Genomic DNA, 17,683 nt, shown 5'->3' with positions numbered 1-17,683 from the left:
TGGCTTAGCTGTCCCGGGCAATAACGAAGCGGGCCGCGTCCTTCAAGGTTTCTGCCTGCGCGCCGTACCCATCCAGTGCCGAACAGGCCTGTTCAACCAGTTGGGCGGCGCGCGCCTTGGCCGCGTCCAGGCCCAGAAGAGACACAAACGTGGCCTTTCCCGCATCGGCATCCTTTTGCAGGCGCTTCCCGGCCTTTTCGGCATCGCCCTCAACATCCAAGATGTCATCCGCGATTTGAAAAGCAAGTCCAAGCGCTTGGGCATATCGGCGCAAGGGGGCAGGATCGGCCTGTGCCAGCCGCGCTCCCGCGCAGGCGGACCATTCGATCAGGGCCCCGGTTTTTCCGGCTTGCAGCTGGGTGATCTGCTCCAATGTCAACGGGTCGGCGGCCGTTTCAGCGGCAATATCCAGCGCCTGACCCAGAACCATGCCCTGAGCCCCGCTGGCCTTGGCCAGTGTCAAAGCCAATTCCGCGCGCACCTCGGCAACTCCAACCTCTGGTCTCGTACAAAGCTCAAAGGCAAGTGTTTGCAGGGCATCCCCGGCCAGAACGGCAGTTCCTTCGTCCCACTTTATGTGCACAGTCGGACGCCCACGCCGCAGATCGTCGTCATCCATGCAGGGCAGATCGTCATGCACCAGCGAATAGGCGTGCAGCGCCTCGATCCCCGTCGCGGGCCAGATCGCCTGCGTAGGATCGACGCCATGCAACCTGGCGCTTTCCAGTACCAGAAAGCCACGCAGCCGTTTGCCGCCTTTCGTGGCGTAGGCCATCGCACGGGTCACATCCAGATCGTCCAGCGCGCTCAGAACCAGATCGAACTGGGCCTGAATCCGCGCGGCGTCCTGCGCCAGAATTTCCTTGAACATTTACTGACCTTCGACAGGGGTCGTCCCGGTTGGCTGCCCGTTGGCGTCCAACGTGATCGCCGCCACTTTTTCCTCGGCCCGCTTCAGCTCATCTTCGCAGCGCTTTTTCAACGCGGCACCGCGCTCGTACAACGCAATGGATTGATCCAGCGCCACATCCCCACGCTCCAGCTGGCCAACAACGGCCTCAAGCTCTTTCATCGCTTGTTCGAATGTCATCTGATCAACAGGAGTATCGGTCATCGGGCTGCCTTCATCAGTTCTTCCACATGGGCACGAGTGGCCTCGGCAAGTGCGTTCAGATCATACCCGCCTTCCAGAGTCGAGACGATACGACCCTGACACAGCTCATCGGCAATCTTACAAAGCTCAGCCGTCACCCAGGCAAAATCGCCCGTGGACCAGTTCAGATTGGCCAGCGGATCGTCCTGATGGGCGTCAAACCCCGCCGAAATGATGATCAATTCCGGTTTGAAAGCGCGCAGACGCGGGAAGGCCTGCGTCTCATATGCCTTACGCATTTCCGCACCACCTGACCCCGGGGCCAGAGGGATATTCAGTATCGTCTCATAGGCACCTGTCTCATCGGGGCGGCCCGACCCCGGCCATAACGGCAGCTGCTGGCTGGTGATCACCAGTGCGCGCCGTTCGTCCCAAAGCAGATCCTGCGTGCCGTTTCCGTGATGCACGTCGAAATCCACCACGGCTACGCGGCTTAACCCATGATGATCCAATGCATGCTTGGCCGCCAGTGCCGCGTTGCCGAACAGGCAGAACCCCATCGCCGTATCCGTTTCGGCGTGATGCCCTGGCGGGCGTATTGCGCAAAAGGCATTCGAAACTTCTCCGCCCAATACCATATCCACCGCACGAACCGCTGCGCCCGCGGCCCGATAAGCCGCGTCGACAGAGCCCGGTGACATAAACGTGTCGCCATCAATCTGCGCGAAACCGTCCTCGGGTCTGTTATCCCGAATATCGCGAATATGGCTTTCCGGGTGCACCCGCAGCAAATCGTCATCCGCCGCCATTGGGGCCGTCACGCGTTTCAGGTCCAAGCCTTCAAGCGCATGTAGAATATGCTCCAGCCGAGCCACCCGTTCTGGGTGACCTTGCGGCGTCACGTGACCAAGACAATCGGCATGGGTCAAAAGGGCGGTTGTCATCGGGATCCCATCTTCATCTGGCTAAAAATACCTTCGCCGAAGGCATGAAAACGCCGCGCAGCGGCTAAATCAATCGGGTGCCAGCATATACCCGGCGCCGCGCACTGTTTGCAGGTACCTGGGCTGCTTTGGGTCCTGTTCAATCTTGCGGCGCAGGCGCGTGATCTGAACATCCACGGCGCGTTCCTGCGCCTGACCTTTGTCGCGGCCCAAATCTTCGACCAATTTGGCACGGCTGATCGGCTCTCCGGGCTGGGCCGAGAAGATCTTCATCAACTGGCTTTCCGTAGCGGTCAATCGCACAGGGTCTTCACCCTGCCACATCTCGCCCCGCTCAATGTCATAGCGGATCGGACCAAGGTGCAGAATTTTGGCCGCAGCATCCTGCGCTGGCGTTTCCGGCATCCGTCGCAGGATCGCGTTGATCCGTAGCAACAACTCTTTCGGCTCGAACGGCTTGGCAAGATAGTCATCCGCGCCTGCCTCAAGCCCCGCAATTCGATGCTCGGTCTCGCCGCGTGCGGTCAATAGCAGGATCGGCGTCGCATGGGTCTCGCGCAGGGCCTTGGTCAGACTGACGCCGTCTTCGCCCGGCATCATCACGTCCAGAACGATCATGTCGAAATCCAGCCCGGACAACACCCGTCGCGCATGGGCCGCATCCCGCGCGGCCGTCACCAGGAATCCATTCCGCATCAGAAACTTCTTCAACAGATCACGAATACGCTCGTCATCGTCGACGATCAGCAGATGGGCGTCCATATCGCTCATGAGGTGGTATCCCGCAGTTTCGTATAGGCATGACGCATATCAGCATCCATCATTGCTTCAAGCACTTTACGAAACCCTGACACGGCCTCGGGCCCCGCTTCTTTATAGGCGGCTCGCATTCGAACGCGCTGGGCCTCGGACAGCTTGGCTTCTAACGCCTTGCCCTGTTCTGTCAGAAATAGGTGTCTTTCGCGTTTGTCCACAGACCCGACCCGGCTTTCGACAAGGCCATCCTCGATCAGCGTGCGCAAAACCCGGTTCAGAGACTGTTTTGTTACGCCCAAAATGGCCAGAAGGTTGTTGACCGTGGTCCCCGGTGCGCGGTTAATAAAGTGAATTGCACGATGGTGCGCCCGCCCATAGGCCATTTCGGTCAGGATGCGATCGGGATCGGCAGTAAAGCCGCGATAGGCGAAGAACATGGCCTCAATCCCCTGCCGCAACTGTTCGTCGGTCAAGAACAAAAGGCTCTCGCCACCAAAGGACGGGGCGGGGCGGGTATCCGACATCGTATGCCTCATTCGCTACTCGGGTCGAGTTTATGTCAGCCTTATTGACATTCCAAGAGTGGACAGTTATCGAATCGCAGTTTTTGCGCAACTTTATGTCCGAAGCGGACTTAATTTACGCAACAATCGAAAATTGATCCCGGATCAGGAGGTTTCGCATGGCTGGGTATGATGATCGTGATGGCGTCATCTGGTTGGATGGCAAACTGGTGCCCTGGCGCGAAGCCAATGTGCACATTCTGACCCACGCTATGCACTATGCGTCCTCGGTGTTCGAAGGTGAGCGCGCCTATAACGGCAAGATCTTCAAAAGCCGGGAACATTCCGAGCGTCTGATCGCCTCGGCCGAGGCGCTGGACATGCCGATGCCCTATTCGGTGGACGAAATCGAGGCGGCCAAGGAAGAAGCGCTGAAAGCCAGCGGTCTTCAGGACGCCTATGTTCGCGCGCTGGTCTGGCGTGGTTCGGGTGAGGATATGGGCGTGGCTTCGGCCAAAAACCCGGTGCGGATGGCTGTCGCGGTCTGGCCTTGGGGTGCCTATTACGGCGATGCCAAAATGCAGGGCGCCAAGCTGGACATCGCAGAATGGAAACGGCCGAGCCCAGAAACCATTCCGGTGCACGCCAAAGCTGCCGGTCTTTACATGATCTGCACGATCTCGAAGCACAAGGCCGAGGCCAAAGGCTGCTCGGACGCGCTGTTCATGGATTGGCGCGGCTATGTGGCCGAGGCGACCGGGGCCAACGTGTTCTTTGTGAAGGATGGCGAGGTGCACACCCCGCTGGCCGATTGCTTCCTGAACGGTATCACCCGCCAGACCGTTATCCAGATGCTGAAAGACAAGGGCATCACCGTCCACGAACGCCGCATCAAACCGGAAGAGATGGCCGATTTCGAACAATGCTGGCTGACCGGTACGGCAGCCGAGGTTACTCCGGTTGGGCAGATCGGCGACTACACCTTTGAGGTCGGAGACCTGACCCGTGAGATCGCCGCAGATTATGAGGCGCTGGTCCGCGCCTGAAGCCACGAATCCAAGATCTTGCAGACCCTCGCGTATTCGCGGGGGTTTTTCTTTGCCATTCGTTCAGGACATTTTGCAGATCGTTCACCTGGCTGGACGAATACGCGGTTGAGTGTACGTTGAACTCATGTTGGACCTGCTCAGCGATATCCTCACCCGTCTGTCTCTGCGTGGGACGTTCTATTTCCGAACCTCATTTTCACCACCATTCGGTGTACAGGTTCCAGCCTTTCAGAACGTCGCGCGGTTTCACTTTGTGCAACGTGGAGAGCTGAACGTTTTTGTCTCTAATACTGGCGAAACACTGCGTCTTAAGCAGGGTGATCTGATCCTGATTCCGCACGGATCGGCCCACGCGCTGTTGTGCAACGAGGTCAAACCGTTGGATGCACTGCCGCTGGAACAGGTTCTGAAGGACTCTGGATATCAAGGTGACGGCGTTCTGGTCTATGGCGGCGAGGACAAAAGCCGCGATACGCAATTGATTTGTGGCCATTTCTCGTTCACGGGCCCGCCGGGGCGGCAGGGAACCGGGTATATGCTGATTGACCGATTGCCGCCCTACATCCTGATCGAGAACTATGGTGAGGACGCCGGCGCCTGGATCGAAGCCACCTTGCGCATGATCGGGTCCGAGATCAGCAGCGCTCGGATCGGCGGTGACCTGATCGCGCTGAAACTGTCCGAGGTGCTGTTTGCTCAGGCTATACGCGCCCATCTTGAACATCAAAGCCCAAGCGACACTGCCCTTGCAGGCTTTGCCGATCCCCGGATCTCGCGCGCGCTGACCGCGTTTCACAAATCTCCGGCGCAAGACTGGAGCGTTGAAACGCTGGCGCGTGAGGCAGGGATGTCGCGCACCGCATTCGCCCAGCTCTTTGCCGAGAAGATGGGCACCACGCCCATGCACTATCTGACCGACTGGAGGATGCAGATCGCCTGTCACGGTCTGACGGAAAGCCGCTGGAATGTGGCTGATGCGGCGGCAGAGGTCGGCTATGCCTCCGAGGCTGCGTTCTCTCGGGCATTCAAAAAGCAGATCGGCCTGTCCCCGGCGGCCTACAGATCGCTACACTAATACGACCGAAGTCTGAACGATCTGCATGATTTTGCGAACGGTTAAGAATTAAGCGTTCGAAACACCTGACCTAACTTGAGGCCACGCCAAGTAAGGAAAGGAAATCCCATGTCTCTTCGTTTTGTAACCCGCTCTGTTCATGCCTATCTGGACTACCCCGTTGCTTTGGCCCTGATGGGGTTGCCCTTTGTGCTGGGCCTGGGCCAGTCCAACCCGATGGCCCTGTGGCTGTCTGTTGTGACGGGTTTGGCTGCTTTTGTGCTGACTGTGCTGACCGACCATCATCTGGGTATCTGGCGGGTGTTGCCCTATAAGGTGCATCTTGCCGTTGATCTGCTGGTCGGCGTTGTGTTCCTGGCCGCGCCCAGCCTGTTCGGGTTCTGGGGGCTAGATGCGATATACTATTGGCTGAACGGCGCGGCGGTGGTCGCCGTCATCTCGCTCAGCGCACCTGAAGAAGGTGTTATAGCCTGAGCGTTTTATCCACAGGTATCACGATATCATCGTGATAGTTTCAAGAAACTGAGCCGTTTGTTTTACAAACAGACGGCTCACTGCCGCTCACCAATCGCGTGGCCAACCACTGCGCCACCAGACAGGAGAGCCCCCATGACACGAATCCTTCGCCCCAACCGCCGCGCCTTTCTGGCCGGCAGCACAGCCTTTGCCGCATCATTGTCCATGCCTGCCATCAGCCGCGCATCGTCGCGCCCGGTCTTCACCCACGGCGTGCAATCTGGCGACGTCGACACCGCCTCGGGTATGATTTGGACGCGCACCGACCGACCGTCCCGCGTGATGATGGAAGTTTCGACGACCGAGAGCTTTACTGACGCCCGACAGCTGGCGCCGATGGACGCCATCCCGAACAACGACTTTGCGGTCAAACGCCTGGTCGATGGGCTGCCTTCGAATCAGGATATCTTCTACCGGTTCGTCGCAGCCGATCTGAACGACATCAACATCACATCAGAGCCTATTGTTGGCCAATTCCGCACCGCGCCAACCTCGCGCCGCGATATCCGGTTTGCCTGGTCTGGCGATACAGCCGGTCAGGGTTGGGGCATCGACGACGACGGCATGCGCACCTACGCCACCATGGCGCAGCATCGGCCCGATTTTTTCATTCATTCGGGTGACACGGTTTATGCCGATGGTCCGATGAAGGATGAGGTTGAAAAAGACGGGCAGGTGATCTGGAAGAACACCACCCTGATCGACGAAAAACGCAAAGTGGCTGAAACGCTGGACGAATTCCGCGCACAGTGGAAATACAATCTGATGGACGATCATGTGCGCGCAATGAACGCCGTCTGCCCGACGTTTTTCCAGTGGGACGACCATGAAGTCGTAAACAACTGGTCGGATGCCAAGGACCTGATCTCGGATGATCGTTATACCGAGAAATCCGTGCACGTGCTGCAATCGCGCGCCGGTCGTGCTTTCCACGAGATGACGCCGCTGCGGTTCACTCCGGCCGAGCCGGGGCGGGTATATCGCAAGATCTCTTACGGTCCGATGCTGGATGTGTTCTTCCTGGACCTGCGCAGCTACCGCGGTCCCAACGGTCCGTCGATGGAGGATGAGATCACCGATCAGTCGCGCATTTTGGGGGCCGAACAACTGGCCTGGCTCAAGCGAGAACTGGCGTCGTCGCAGGCCACATGGAAGGTGATCGCGTCTGACATGCCCATCGGGTTGATCGTCTGGGACAACTGGAAGGAACAAGCCGGGGCCGAGGCGATCTCGAATGGTGACAGCGGCCCAGCCAAGGGGCGCGAGCTGGAGATTGCTGATCTGCTTCGGTTCATCAAAACCGCAGGCATCACCAACACGGTCTGGTTCACGGCGGATGTGCACTATACGGCGGCGCACTACTATGACCCTAACAAAGCACAATTCCAGGATTTTGAGCCATTTTGGGAGTTTGTGTCTGGTCCGCTTCATGCCGGAACTTTCGGTCCGAATGGCCTGGACGGAACATTCGGCCCTGAGGTGAAATTCGTCAAAGCACCGACCGAAGAACAAGGCGCAAACCTGCCGCCCAGCGCCGGCCTGCAGTTCTTTGGTCTGGTCGACATTGATGGAAACACCCAGCAGATGACCGTGCGCCTGATGGACCGCGCCGATACCGAACTTTGGTCGATCACGCTGGACCCGCAGACGAAAGCGATCTGATCGCTTGGGCAGATACCCGCGCGCCCTGATTATCAGATCGGGGCGCGCTCATTTCCCCTTGAAATTTCCGACAAAAACAATCAGATAAAGCCCAAGGCCAGATGTGCTAACATCCAGCACAGGATTTCGAGGCGGTCTGCGTGCATAGCGCAGCGCATAGTGAGGGCACGCCGCCGCCTCGGAAACGACGCATGAGCAGGATTTGATGATGGGCGATCCGATTGACGAAATCATGGCTCGACACGAGGCGGCAACGGCTTGCGGCTGTAACTGCAATGGCGACTATTGCGCCTATGTCGACACGCCTAAAGCCAAAAGTGTCGACAAAGACGTGCAAAAACTGCCAGACAGCGCGGCAAGCCGACGCGGGTCCGTCAGGTATCTGAACGAACACCCGCAGGCTTAGCAGCCCCAAAAGAGGCTTTTCAGGCTCTAATGTTTAGAAATCCACACCACGCTGGGCTTTGATTCCAGCCTGAAACGGGTGTTTCTCTTCGGTCATTTCGGTGACCAGATCGGCGTAATCGCGCAGGGCCTGCGGAGCGTCGCGCCCGGTCAGAAACACGCTGGTCTTGTCGGATCGTTCGTTCAGCCCGTCAATCACCTGCTCGACCGACAGGTATTCATAGCGCAGGGCGATGTTGATTTCGTCCAGAACGACCAAATCGTATTCGCCGCTGGACATCAGGGCGCGGGCCTTGTCGAAGGCGGCATTCGCGGCGGCGATGTCCCGCTCGCGGTCCTGCGTATCCCATGTGAACCCTTCGCCCATGGTGTGCCAGGTCACCAGATCACGCTCTTCAAAGAACCGGCGCTCACCGGTTTTCCACTTGCCCTTGATGAATTGCACCACGGCGACCTTCTGGCCCCAACCCAGCGCGCGGATCACAACCCCAAACGCGGCCGAGGATTTACCCTTGCCCTTGCCGGTATTGATCAGAACCAGGCCGCGATCCGGGTCGACCGCCTCGGACACTTTCTTGCGGTGCTTGGCCTGCACCTTCTGCATCTTTTCCTTGTGATCTTGTGCGTCGCTCATCTATGGAACCTTTCCTGATGTTGCGGTCAACCTAAGCGAAGTTCGCGAAAGGTAAAGTCACCCTTTGGGATCTGTGACCGAGCGGGCCTTGCCGCGCTCCAACCCCAATTGGTGTTCGCGCCAGATCACCACAATGTTGCCCGCAATCACCAAAGCCGCGCCTGCCAGCATCACCAGCGTCGGCAGCTCGCTGAACCAGATGTAGCCAATCACAATGGCAAACAGCATCGAAGTGTAGTCATAAGGTGCCAGCATCGAAGCCTGACCAAACCGATAGGACGAGGTCACCAGAATTTGGGCCACGCCCCCGATCAGACCAGCCAGGATCAGATAGGCCGCCTGTTCCCAAGTAGGCACCACCCAACCCCAAAAGATGGTCAGCCCGGACAGGATGGTCGCGGTCATCGAGAAATAAAACACGATGGCGGCAGGGTGATCGACTTGGACCAGTTGCCGAATGTGAATCTGCACAAAAGCGCGGGCGAGGGTCGCGCCCAGAATACACAGCGCGCCGATGGTGGCGGCTGCCTCCATGTTGTTGCCGCCCAGTCGTGGCCAGATCATGATAAGAACGCCCAGAAGGCCGATGGCCACGGCCGCGATCCGGATGGCTCGGATGCGCTCACCCAGCATAATGGCAGCCAGAATCAGGGTGAAAATCGGCGTGGCGTAGCCAATCGCGGTGGCTTCGGGCAGGGGGATCAAGCCGAGGCCAGTGAAAGTCAGCCCCATTGCGGTGGTCCCCAGCACGCCGCGCCAGAAATGGCCCATGGGTTTGCGCACTGTGAATCCCTGCGCCAATTCTCCGCGCGCGATCAACCAGATCATGATGACCGGAATGGCAAAAAGTGACCGGAAGAACACCATTTCGCCCGGAGGGAAGTGGTCAGACTGCGCTTTGATGATCGACGCCATGACGGTGAACAGAAACACCGCGCTCGTTTTCAGAGCGACGGCCAATACGGGTCGATGCGATGTTAAGGGCTTTGCCATCGGCGCGAACCTGCGCTTTTGGCCGGGAAAGATCAACGTGTCGTTTAGAGATTTGTCCAGTCAGACGGCAGCGGGGTGCCGATCTCGTGCGCGAACTCTTCCAGAAAGCGGATCATACGGGTGATTCTGCGCTGTGCGATCTCTTTACCGGCTTCCGTCAGCATATCACTTGGCAGACGCAGCAGCTTGACCTTCCAATGGTCAATCGAGAAATGCAGGTCGTCCAACGGGCGCGCTGCGGCAAACGGGTCCGCTGGGTCGTAAAGCGACCTGCCCAGAGCACCAGAGACTGAGAAATTCCGCGCTATCCCAATTGCCCCCAGCGCATCCAGCCTGTCAGCATCGCGCAGGATGCAGGCTTCGGGTGTTTCTGGCGTGATATTGGCTGAAAAGCTGTGGGCCTCAATCGCGTGTTTGATCGCAGCAATCTGTTCTGAAGAATAGCCCAGTTTGGCTAAAATAGACTCTGATTCTTCCGCCGATCTGCGCGAGGCGAGGTGCCTTTCGGGGTCATCTTTGGACAGGTTCACCAGATCATGCAGATAGGCAGCGGCCAACAAAACAAGCATGTCGGTCTGGTCGTCTGCAACCGCCTGAGCGTTTACCCAAACCCGATCCAGGTGCGCCAGATCATGGGCTGGATCGGTTTCCATACGCTGCGCAACGACCGCACGCAGGCGCGTGCGCAGGTCAGCCGATCCGTCCACGGTTCTCTCCGATCTGGCCGCGATGCAGCAGCAGGTGGTCAAGGATCACGCAGGCCATCATAGCCTCTCCGACAGGTACGGCGCGGATTCCGACGCAAGGGTCGTGGCGGCCTTTGGTGATGATCTCGGTCTCTTCGCCGGATTTGGTGATTGTCTTGCGTGTCGTCAGGATCGACGAAGTCGGCTTGACTGCAAAGCGCACAACAATGTCCTGACCGGTGGAGATGCCGCCAAGAATACCGCCCGCATGGTTCGAGCTGTATTGGGGGCCGTTCTGGCCCATAAAAATTTCGTCCGCATTGGCTTCACCTGTCAGCTCGGCGGCCGCCATACCTTCACCGATCTCAACGCCTTTGACCGCGTTGATCGACATCATCGCAGAGGCCAGATCCGTGTCTAACTTGGCGTAAATAGGCGCACCCAGCCCGGCTGGGACGCCGCGCGCCACAACCTCAACAACCGCTCCAACCGAGTTGCCAGACTTGCGCAGGTCGTCCAGATACGCAGCCCAATCCTCGGCCGCTTGCGCATCCGGGGTCCAGAATGGGTTCTGTTCGATCTGGGACCAGTCGAAGTTGTCACGGTTGATCTTATGCGGCCCGATTTGGGTCATGTAGCCGGTGATCTGCACGTTCGGTGCGATCTGCTTGATCGCTTCACGCGCCAGCCCGCCAGCCGCAACACGCGAGGCGGTTTCACGAGCCGAGCTGCGCCCGCCGCCGCGATAGTCGCGAATGCCGTATTTCTGCCAATAGGTGATGTCGGCGTGACCTGGGCGAAACTTGTCCATGATATCGCCGTAGTCTTTTGAGCGCTGATCGGTGTTCTCGATCATCAGTTGCACAGGCGTGCCGGTGGTCTGACCCTCGAACACGCCGGACAGGATTTTCACCTGATCGGGTTCGCGCCGTTGTGTGGTGAACTTGTTCTGCCCAGGTTTCCGCTTGTCCAGCCAATGCTGAATCATGGCCTCGTCAATCGCAACACCCGGAGGGCAGCCGTCGACGGTTGCGCCCAAGGCGGGTCCGTGGCTTTCACCCCAAGTGGTGACGCGGAAGAGGTGACCAAAACTGTTCATCGACATGGGGCATGCTCCTTTGCGCGTCGTGATTAGCGGGCGCGGGGCTTGGCCTCAAGCGGATTTGCGGTTGGGGCAGGAGCGCCCCAACCAGTTGTGCTTATGCGGCACGGGTCACTGAGGCGCGGGTTTCCGTGATCTTAAGCGCGGCCTGCGCGGCTTCGCGCCCTTTCTCGACGAAATGCGCGCGGTAAATGGCGTTGTGGTGATCGGTCTCTTGGTATTGATGCGGCGTCAGGGAAACGGACAGCACAGGCACGCCAGTATCCAATCCAGCGCGCATCAGACCATCGACCACCGCTTGCGCGACAAAGTCATGCCGATAGATGCCGCCATCTACGACAAATGCAGCGCACGCAACGGCGGCGTATTGGCCGGTTTTTGCCAGGTCGCGGGCCAGCAACGGCATCTCGAACGCGCCAGGGACGTCAAAGACATCAACCTGATCAGCTGGGATCAGCTCAAGAAACCCCTCAAGCGCACGGTCAACGATATCGGAGTGCCAGTTGGCTTTGATAAAGGCATAGCGGGTGTGTGTCATCGTGATCTCCTTTCAGTTTGGTGGCCTGCTGGCGATCGCGAAAAACCGGTTCCCACTTTTCGCTGCCAGCCCGGCATGACACGTCACCCAAGGCGATCACGAGCAAACATGCCGCTGGGCGGCACGCTGCACGTTCTCTTTCATCCGGACTGTAACCGTCGGCTCTGGCGTCTCACCAGATCTGCTGACACCCCGTAAACCGGGGCCGCTCGCGGGCTTACGGGTCACAGCCCGCATACCGCCGGTGGGGAATTTCGCCCCGCCCTGAGAACAGCCGGACCTTGCCAATGTGCGCAAGGTTCTGCAAGAGATTTTGCAGGAGAACGCCAATGCACCCCAACCCAGCCTTCCGCGCCGAAGATAAAACACGCCACATTGCCTTTGCGCGCGAGCGGGCGTTTGGCGTTTTGGCGCTGTCGACCGACACCGCGCCGTTGATCAGTCACGTCCCATTTCTGCTGTCCGACGATGGCACCCACGCCGAGCTGCATTTGGTCCGGTCGAACCCGATCGTGCGTGCGCTGCGCTTGCCCGGACCCGCCCGGATCGCGGTGAGCGGACCGGACGGGTATGTCTCGCCAGACTGGTACGGGGCCGAGGATCAGGTTCCGACCTGGAACTACGTGGCCGTCCACCTGACCGGCCAGCTAGAGCAACGTCCCCAGGAGGAATTGCTGGACCTTCTGGATCGGCAATCCGCATTTTACGAGGCACGTCTCCTGCCCAAGCCACCTTGGACCACACAAAAGATGAGTGCGGATGCACTGGAGCGCATGATGCGTATGATCGTGCCGTTCAGTCTGCGCATCGATGACATTCAGGGCACCTGGAAGTTGAACCAGAACAAACCCGACGCTGCCCGTGAAAGCGCAGCCGAGCAAATTGCGCATAACGGCATAGGGTCCGAACTGGAGGCTCTGCAAAAGTTGATGGCGCAAGTCGATCGGGGCTGCAACTGACGGGTTTAGTTTTGCATCCTGTCCTGTAAGGTTCCGCCGAGTCAGGGAGATTGCTCATGAAACTATATTTCAGCCCAACCTCGCCCTATGTGCGCAAAGTTATGGTTTTGCTGCACGAAGCCGATCAGCTGCAGGATGTAGAGCTGCTTGAAACCGCGACTACGCCGATGTCACCGGCCGAGCCGCTGCTGGCCAAAGCACCTTTGACCAAAGTACCTGCGCTAGAACGCCCGGATGGACCGACGCTGTTTGACAGCCGTGTTATCTGCGCGTTTCTGAACGATCGCGCGCAGGCCGGGCTGTATCGGGACGGGGCTCGGCATTGGGATGTGCTGACGCTTGAGGCGTTGGCCGATGGGATTCTGGATGCCGCTTTGCTGATTACGTATGAGGGCCGGATGCGCCCCGAAGACAAGCAGTGGGACGATTGGTCCGATGCACAATGGACCAAGATCGCACGCGCCTGCGCTGCATTGAACCAACGCTGGATGGCGCATCTGTCCGGGCAGCTCGATATGGGGCAGATCGCGGTGGCCTGTGCGCTTGGCTACCTTGATTTCCGCCATGACGCACGCGGGTGGCGCAAAGGCAATGATGCACTGGCCGCCTGGTTCGAGACTTTCGCCGCGCGTCCCAGCATGGTTGCGACGCAGCCACCGGCCTGATTGAGAGTAGGCGTGCTGGTCGCTCTGCCATCAGAACGACCAGCGGCAGCGTTCACTCGCTGAATGTTGCAAGATAGGCCGCGATGTCGTCGGCCCCCTTTTTCAGCTTCACGCTCATGTTCGGGCGCGCGGTTTTGTCGCCCAGATACTCCTGAATAAAAACGATCGGATTTTTCGAGTATGCGGCGATGTTTTCCTCGGTCCAGATCAGACCTTCCTGACCTGCGCGGATCATGTCGTCGGTAAACATGCCTACGGGCAGGCGTTCGCTGCCGTTCAGATAATCGTTCTCGGTCCCGGCCAGGCGACCCACGACACCATAAAGATTTGGACCGGTGATACCGCCTTTGACCAATACCTCGCCGTCATTGATGATCGCGTGGCAGGAAGAACAACGATTGTAGAGCTTTTCGCCTTTCGCGGGATCGCCGGCCGCCAGGGCCTGAGACGAGACGACAAGGGCGATGGTCAGAATGGGTGCAATGAATTTAGACATAGGGGACATCCTGCTAAGGTTGTATTGTCCCGGCCTTTCAACCATTCCAGAGCGAAGTGCAATCGAAAACAATCCTATCTAAGCCTTTGTAAAATATCTATTTTTAACTCAAGTTTCTCATATCCTCACGGCCTGGGCGAGCTGCCAATAGCAAGCAGCCGAGGGCGTTGTAAAATTAGGTTTAAAATCAAAGATATCGGTACATATACGTTGTCGCGTGACGGGATTGGCCATCCGGGTCGAATGCGAAATCTGGGATGACGCCCGCCGGTTCGAATCCGACCGACTTATAAAGAGCTTCCGAGACGTCGCCCGTGCGCGTGTCCAAGGTTACGAGCGTTTTGCCCTCTTCCCGGGCAGAAGACAGGGCTTCACCCATCAGGGCCTTACCCAACCCTTGGCGCCTGGCCGATGGATGAACGATCATCTTCGAGATTTCCGCACGGTGGGGCTGATTGGGGGGCATGCTGAGCAAAAGCTGGACTGTGCCGATCAGGCGACCCTCGGCAAACGCACCGAACAGGTGCCGCTCTCCGTTGTCCACTGCAGATTTGACGTCGTCCACCCAGAATCGTGCGGCGGTGTCTTGCTTCAGGGGCATCATGAAGCTGATCGCGGCCCCGTCGGCGACACTGTCGACTAGCACGCGGCAAAGATCGGTCAGATTGTCGTCGATGTCCGTCGGGGTAAGGCGTGAAACGAAAGGGGGCTGATGTGTCATGACAATGCGATCAGGTAAGAGCAGGGCGTTTGGGTCGTTTTAAAAACTGTCTCACCGAACAAGATGTAACGAATACAATCCCCTTGTCGCAGGTCATGAGCTTTCCCCTCGACGGTGATTTCGATCTGCCCGGACAGCACATACAAGTGATGTTCTTGTCCCGGAACTGCAGGAGCGTCGTAGGCAATGCGTTGCTGCGCGCCCAGGGTGCCTTCGATCAACTCAACCGAAAGCTGCCCGCTCGGGGGGGAAACGTTTCGACGTTCAAACGCCTGTGTCGGATCTGACCAAACCGGCTGGTCTTGGCGGCGGACGATCGGTTGGAAGCTCTGCTCTAATGGCGCAAGAAGCTGAGAGATCGGCAGCGCATAGACTGTGGCCAGGCGTCCAAGCGTCTCGGCGGTTGGGCTGACTTCGTTTTTCTCAATACGAGACAGGGTCGCGCGGCTTAATCCGGTTTTGCCGGCTAACCCTTCGAGCGTCATGCAGTGTTGCTCTCGCAATCCTCGCAGATGCGCGGCCAGTTTGTCCGAAGAGGGATGTATCGATTTGCTCATATGTGGGAATTTTCCCAAATATGATGCTTTGGTCAAGAGGTTAAGTCGAAACGAACTGTCGCGTGCTCTGTGTCTTCGCAAATGTCACAGAGCCCGATAATGAATAATCCTCGGTATGCTCGATCCGCTTAGCGTCTGCCGTCCCCGTCCAAGCGAATCGAATCACATTGCTGACGAGCATGATGGAACGCGTGTTTTTTCCGAAAATCAGGCCGGTATCTTGAAAAATTAGCCCCTCGTTGTGACATGAATGCCCGGATGTGGCGCACTGCGCGCCTATGACCGCTGGACGAACCGATTTCTCCCGGCTAGATAGCCGCGATGAGACGCCGCTTTGATGCGGTGCTGATGCATGTTTGCCCGGTATCCTCCGGGCGCCGGAATCGGAGAAAACCTCGTGTCCCACGCAGAAGACCACGAAGGCACCCGCAGAGATTTCCTCTACTACGTCGCAGGCGGCGCAGGTGTCGTTGCGACGGGTGCAGCCGTATGGCCCCTGATCAACCAAATGAACCCATCGGCAGACGTTCAGGCGCTGTCCTCGATCCGCGTGGATGTGAGCGGCGTTGAACCCGGTACACAGCTGACCGTGAAATGGTTGGGTAAACCTGTGTTTATCCGTCACCGCACCGGTGCCGAGATTAGCGAAGCACAGGAACAGGACGCCGAGGGCGTTGCTGCTCTGCCGGATCCGCTGGCGCGTAACCTGAATCTGGCGGCAGATGCACCTGCGACGGACGCCAACCGCGTGATGCCGTCGCCCGAAGGCGAAGCACCCGGCGCGTGGCTGGTCCAGATGGGCGTCTGTACGCACCTGGGCTGCGTGCCTCTGGGCGATGCCGGCGACTTTGGCGGCTGGTTTTGCCCCTGCCACGGATCGCACTATGATTTGGCCGGACGTATCCGCAAAGGCCCCGCACCTGAAAACCTGCCTGTTCCGCCTGCGGAATGGGTGGATAACAGCACCATCAAGCTCGGCTAAGGGAGACCTAACTTATGTCCGGAATTCCCCACGATCATTACGAGCCGAAGACAAACGGCGAGAAGTGGCTGAACAGCCGCCTGCCCATCGTCGGCCTGATTTACGACACCATCATGATCCCCACCCCCAAGAACCTGAACTGGTGGTGGATCTGGGGCATCGTCCTGGCGTTCTGCCTGGCGCTGCAAATCATCACCGGTATCGTTCTGGTGATGCACTACACCCCGCATGTTGACCTGGCCTTTGCCAGCGTCGAACACATCATGCGCAACGTGAATGGCGGCTATTTCATCCGCTACCTGCACATGAACGGCGCGTCGCTGTTCTTTGTCGCGGTCTACATTCACATGTTCCGTGGCCTGTACTACGGTTCGTACAAAGCCCCGCGTGAGATCACGTGGATCATCGGTATGCTGATCTATCTGATGATGATGGGCACGGCCTTCATGGGCTACGTTCTGCCTTGGGGTCAGATGTCCTTCTGGGGTGCAACCGTGATCACCGGCCTGTTTGGTGCAATCCCGTTCGTGGGTGATGCGATCCAGACCTGGCTGTTGGGCGGACCCGCGGTGGATAACGCGACACTGAACCGCTTCTTCTCGCTGCACTATCTGCTGCCGTTCGTCATTGCGGCGCTGGTCATCGTGCATATCTGGGCTTTCCACACCACCGGCAACAACAACCCCACAGGTGTTGAAGTGCGCCGCACCTCGAAAGCCGATGCCGAGAAAGACACTCTGCCGTTCTGGCCGTACTTTGTGATCAAGGACCTGTTCGCGCTGGCCGTGATCCTGGTCGTGTTCTGGGCCGTTGTCGGCTTTATGCCGAACTACCTGGGTCACCCGGACAACTACATCGAAGCAAACCCGCTGGTAACGCCTGCACACATCGTGCCCGAATGGTACTTCTTGCCATTCTACGCGATCCTGCGTGCCTTTACCGGTGAGGTCTGGGTCGTTCAGTTCGCCAGCTTCATCACCGGCGGCATCATCGACGCCAAGTTCTTTGGTGTGATTGCGATGTTCGGTGCGATCCTGGCGATGGCGCTGGCGCCTTGGCTGGACACCTCGACCGTGCGTTCGGGTAAGTATCGCCCGATGTTCAAGTGGTGGTTCTACCTGCTGATCATCGATTTCTTTGCCCTGATGTGGCTGGGTGCGATGCCCGCGGAAGAGCCCTATGCGACCTTCTCGCTGATCGCGTCGGCTTACTGGTTCGCTTACTTCTTTGTGATCCTGCCGATCCTCGGCGTCATCGAGAAGCCGCTGCCGCAGCCCGAGACCATCGAAGAAGACTTCAACGCGCATTATGGCAAGGCTGACGCCGAAGCCACGCCGGCCGAGTAAG

At 58.4% G+C, this 17,683-nt stretch carries 22 protein-coding genes and 1 riboswitch; of the genes, 9 read left to right on the top strand and 13 right to left on the bottom strand.

Annotated features, from left to right (window positions below; all coding sequences use genetic code 11):
• Window positions 1-4 precede the first annotated feature (4 nt).
• The 5 genes from ACR0MV_RS16120 to ACR0MV_RS16100 all read right to left on the bottom strand — a co-directional run bounded on the left by ACR0MV_RS16120 (window position 5) and on the right by ACR0MV_RS16100 (window position 3,317).
• Window positions 5-871, bottom strand: coding sequence for a polyprenyl synthetase family protein (locus tag ACR0MV_RS16120; protein WP_480702808.1), 867 nt, complete (start codon window positions 869-871; stop codon window positions 5-7).
• Window positions 872-1,114 (bottom strand): exodeoxyribonuclease VII small subunit, encoded by a 243-nt coding sequence (locus tag ACR0MV_RS16115; RefSeq protein WP_058272726.1) that lies wholly within the window; start codon window positions 1,112-1,114, stop codon window positions 872-874. It abuts the gene before it with no gap.
• Window positions 1,111-2,037, bottom strand: coding sequence for a histone deacetylase family protein (locus tag ACR0MV_RS16110; protein ID WP_480702807.1), 927 nt, complete (start codon window positions 2,035-2,037; stop codon window positions 1,111-1,113). Before ACR0MV_RS16110 ends, ACR0MV_RS16115 begins: the two co-directional genes overlap by 4 nt.
• 69 nt (window positions 2,038-2,106) lie before the next feature.
• Window positions 2,107-2,808 (bottom strand): response regulator, encoded by a 702-nt coding sequence (locus ACR0MV_RS16105; protein ID WP_170426079.1) that lies wholly within the window; start codon window positions 2,806-2,808, stop codon window positions 2,107-2,109.
• Window positions 2,805-3,317 (bottom strand): MarR family winged helix-turn-helix transcriptional regulator, encoded by a 513-nt coding sequence (locus ACR0MV_RS16100; RefSeq protein WP_170426077.1) that lies wholly within the window; start codon window positions 3,315-3,317, stop codon window positions 2,805-2,807. Before ACR0MV_RS16100 ends, ACR0MV_RS16105 begins: the two co-directional genes overlap by 4 nt.
• Before the next feature lie 158 nt (window positions 3,318-3,475).
• Between ACR0MV_RS16100 and ACR0MV_RS16095 the strand changes: the two genes are divergently transcribed.
• The 5 genes from ACR0MV_RS16095 (at window position 3,476) to ACR0MV_RS16075 (ending at window position 8,004) form a co-directional block, all read left to right on the top strand.
• Complete coding sequence (locus ACR0MV_RS16095; protein WP_170426075.1) at window positions 3,476-4,342, top strand: branched-chain amino acid aminotransferase; 867 nt, start codon at window positions 3,476-3,478, stop codon at window positions 4,340-4,342.
• Window positions 4,343-4,469: 127 nt separating this feature from the next.
• A complete protein-coding gene (locus tag ACR0MV_RS16090; protein ID WP_480702998.1) occupies window positions 4,470-5,420 on the top strand; it encodes an AraC family transcriptional regulator in 951 nt (316 codons plus the stop codon).
• Between the two features lie 108 nt (window positions 5,421-5,528).
• Window positions 5,529-5,894 carry a hypothetical protein gene (locus tag ACR0MV_RS16085; protein WP_480702806.1) on the top strand — a complete coding sequence of 122 codons (366 nt, stop codon included), beginning with the start codon at window positions 5,529-5,531 and terminating at the stop codon, window positions 5,892-5,894.
• A 135-nt stretch (window positions 5,895-6,029) separates the two neighbouring features.
• Window positions 6,030-7,598, top strand: a complete 1,569-nt coding sequence (locus tag ACR0MV_RS16080; protein ID WP_480702805.1) for an alkaline phosphatase D family protein — start codon at window positions 6,030-6,032, stop codon at window positions 7,596-7,598.
• Window positions 7,599-7,806: 208 nt separating this feature from the next.
• Complete coding sequence (locus ACR0MV_RS16075; RefSeq protein WP_170426067.1) at window positions 7,807-8,004, top strand: hypothetical protein; 198 nt, start codon at window positions 7,807-7,809, stop codon at window positions 8,002-8,004.
• Window positions 8,005-8,037: 33 nt separating this feature from the next.
• On the opposite strand, the gene cobO is transcribed toward ACR0MV_RS16075, so the two are convergent.
• From cobO to ACR0MV_RS16050, 5 genes are all read right to left on the bottom strand, one after another.
• Window positions 8,038-8,637, bottom strand: a complete 600-nt coding sequence (cobO, locus tag ACR0MV_RS16070) for a cob(I)yrinic acid a,c-diamide adenosyltransferase (RefSeq protein ID WP_480702803.1) — start codon at window positions 8,635-8,637, stop codon at window positions 8,038-8,040.
• Between the two features lie 57 nt (window positions 8,638-8,694).
• Window positions 8,695-9,630, bottom strand: coding sequence for a DMT family transporter (locus ACR0MV_RS16065; RefSeq protein ID WP_170467494.1), 936 nt, complete (start codon window positions 9,628-9,630; stop codon window positions 8,695-8,697).
• Window positions 9,631-9,674: 44 nt separating this feature from the next.
• Window positions 9,675-10,337: an HD domain-containing protein gene (locus tag ACR0MV_RS16060; protein ID WP_480702802.1), complete on the bottom strand. Its 663-nt coding sequence runs from the start codon at window positions 10,335-10,337 to the stop codon at window positions 9,675-9,677.
• Window positions 10,321-11,421: a chorismate synthase gene (aroC, locus tag ACR0MV_RS16055; protein WP_480702800.1), complete on the bottom strand. Its 1,101-nt coding sequence runs from the start codon at window positions 11,419-11,421 to the stop codon at window positions 10,321-10,323. The genes ACR0MV_RS16060 and aroC overlap by 17 nt, the downstream gene beginning before the upstream one ends.
• A 94-nt stretch (window positions 11,422-11,515) precedes the next feature.
• Window positions 11,516-11,956 (bottom strand): 6,7-dimethyl-8-ribityllumazine synthase, encoded by a 441-nt coding sequence (locus tag ACR0MV_RS16050; RefSeq protein WP_170467488.1) that lies wholly within the window; start codon window positions 11,954-11,956, stop codon window positions 11,516-11,518.
• A gap of 128 nt (window positions 11,957-12,084) precedes the next feature.
• Window positions 12,085-12,232, bottom strand: a riboswitch (FMN riboswitch).
• Window positions 12,233-12,285: 53 nt separating this feature from the next.
• Between ACR0MV_RS16050 and ACR0MV_RS16045 the strand changes: the two genes are divergently transcribed.
• Window positions 12,286-12,915 (top strand): FMN-binding negative transcriptional regulator, encoded by a 630-nt coding sequence (locus ACR0MV_RS16045; RefSeq protein ID WP_480702798.1) that lies wholly within the window; start codon window positions 12,286-12,288, stop codon window positions 12,913-12,915.
• 56 nt (window positions 12,916-12,971) lie between these two features.
• Window positions 12,972-13,580, top strand: a complete 609-nt coding sequence (locus ACR0MV_RS16040; protein ID WP_480702796.1) for a glutathione S-transferase — start codon at window positions 12,972-12,974, stop codon at window positions 13,578-13,580.
• 52 nt (window positions 13,581-13,632) lie between these two features.
• On the opposite strand, the gene ACR0MV_RS16035 is transcribed toward ACR0MV_RS16040, so the two are convergent.
• From ACR0MV_RS16035 to ACR0MV_RS16025, 3 genes are all read right to left on the bottom strand, one after another.
• Complete coding sequence (locus tag ACR0MV_RS16035) at window positions 13,633-14,076, bottom strand: c-type cytochrome (protein ID WP_480702794.1); 444 nt, start codon at window positions 14,074-14,076, stop codon at window positions 13,633-13,635.
• Window positions 14,077-14,263: 187 nt separating this feature from the next.
• The gene (locus ACR0MV_RS16030) at window positions 14,264-14,797 is read right to left on the bottom strand and encodes a GNAT family N-acetyltransferase (protein WP_480702792.1); all 534 of its coding nucleotides are present in this window, start codon (window positions 14,795-14,797) and stop codon (window positions 14,264-14,266) included.
• Window positions 14,794-15,354: a helix-turn-helix domain-containing protein gene (locus ACR0MV_RS16025; RefSeq protein ID WP_480702791.1), complete on the bottom strand. Its 561-nt coding sequence runs from the start codon at window positions 15,352-15,354 to the stop codon at window positions 14,794-14,796. The genes ACR0MV_RS16030 and ACR0MV_RS16025 overlap by 4 nt, the downstream gene beginning before the upstream one ends.
• Before the next feature lie 397 nt (window positions 15,355-15,751).
• Between ACR0MV_RS16025 and petA the strand changes: the two genes are divergently transcribed.
• Together petA and petB are read left to right on the top strand one after the other, a co-directional pair.
• Entirely contained in the window at window positions 15,752-16,336 is a 585-nt protein-coding gene (gene petA / locus ACR0MV_RS16020) for a ubiquinol-cytochrome c reductase iron-sulfur subunit (protein WP_170426048.1), read from the top strand.
• Between the two features lie 14 nt (window positions 16,337-16,350).
• A complete protein-coding gene (petB, locus tag ACR0MV_RS16015) occupies window positions 16,351-17,682 on the top strand; it encodes a cytochrome b (protein WP_170426046.1) in 1,332 nt (443 codons plus the stop codon).
• Window position 17,683 lies beyond the last annotated feature (1 nt).

This window comes from Ruegeria sp. BC3 (genome assembly GCF_056539265.1).
This window is presented reverse-complemented; position numbering and strand designations above follow the sequence as displayed.

Coding starts and splice junctions, on each gene's coding strand:
- ACR0MV_RS16120 (WP_480702808.1), bottom strand. CDS start 871: ATGTTCAAGGAAATTCTGGCGCAGGACGCCGCGCGGATTCAGGCCCAG.
- ACR0MV_RS16115 (WP_058272726.1), bottom strand. CDS start 1,114: ATGACCGATACTCCTGTTGATCAGATGACATTCGAACAAGCGATGAAA.
- ACR0MV_RS16110 (WP_480702807.1), bottom strand. CDS start 2,037: ATGACAACCGCCCTTTTGACCCATGCCGATTGTCTTGGTCACGTGACG.
- ACR0MV_RS16105 (WP_170426079.1), bottom strand. CDS start 2,808: ATGAGCGATATGGACGCCCATCTGCTGATCGTCGACGATGACGAGCGT.
- ACR0MV_RS16100 (WP_170426077.1), bottom strand. CDS start 3,317: ATGTCGGATACCCGCCCCGCCCCGTCCTTTGGTGGCGAGAGCCTTTTG.
- ACR0MV_RS16095 (WP_170426075.1), top strand. CDS start 3,476: ATGGCTGGGTATGATGATCGTGATGGCGTCATCTGGTTGGATGGCAAA.
- ACR0MV_RS16090 (WP_480702998.1), top strand. CDS start 4,470: ATGTTGGACCTGCTCAGCGATATCCTCACCCGTCTGTCTCTGCGTGGG.
- ACR0MV_RS16085 (WP_480702806.1), top strand. CDS start 5,529: ATGTCTCTTCGTTTTGTAACCCGCTCTGTTCATGCCTATCTGGACTAC.
- ACR0MV_RS16080 (WP_480702805.1), top strand. CDS start 6,030: ATGACACGAATCCTTCGCCCCAACCGCCGCGCCTTTCTGGCCGGCAGC.
- ACR0MV_RS16075 (WP_170426067.1), top strand. CDS start 7,807: ATGGGCGATCCGATTGACGAAATCATGGCTCGACACGAGGCGGCAACG.
- cobO (WP_480702803.1), bottom strand. CDS start 8,637: ATGAGCGACGCACAAGATCACAAGGAAAAGATGCAGAAGGTGCAGGCC.
- ACR0MV_RS16065 (WP_170467494.1), bottom strand. CDS start 9,630: ATGGCAAAGCCCTTAACATCGCATCGACCCGTATTGGCCGTCGCTCTG.
- aroC (WP_480702800.1), bottom strand. CDS start 11,421: ATGTCGATGAACAGTTTTGGTCACCTCTTCCGCGTCACCACTTGGGGT.
- ACR0MV_RS16050 (WP_170467488.1), bottom strand. CDS start 11,956: ATGACACACACCCGCTATGCCTTTATCAAAGCCAACTGGCACTCCGAT.
- ACR0MV_RS16045 (WP_480702798.1), top strand. CDS start 12,286: ATGCACCCCAACCCAGCCTTCCGCGCCGAAGATAAAACACGCCACATT.
- ACR0MV_RS16040 (WP_480702796.1), top strand. CDS start 12,972: ATGAAACTATATTTCAGCCCAACCTCGCCCTATGTGCGCAAAGTTATG.
- ACR0MV_RS16035 (WP_480702794.1), bottom strand. CDS start 14,076: ATGTCTAAATTCATTGCACCCATTCTGACCATCGCCCTTGTCGTCTCG.
- ACR0MV_RS16030 (WP_480702792.1), bottom strand. CDS start 14,797: ATGACACATCAGCCCCCTTTCGTTTCACGCCTTACCCCGACGGACATC.
- ACR0MV_RS16025 (WP_480702791.1), bottom strand. CDS start 15,354: ATGAGCAAATCGATACATCCCTCTTCGGACAAACTGGCCGCGCATCTG.
- petB (WP_170426046.1), top strand. CDS start 16,351: ATGTCCGGAATTCCCCACGATCATTACGAGCCGAAGACAAACGGCGAG.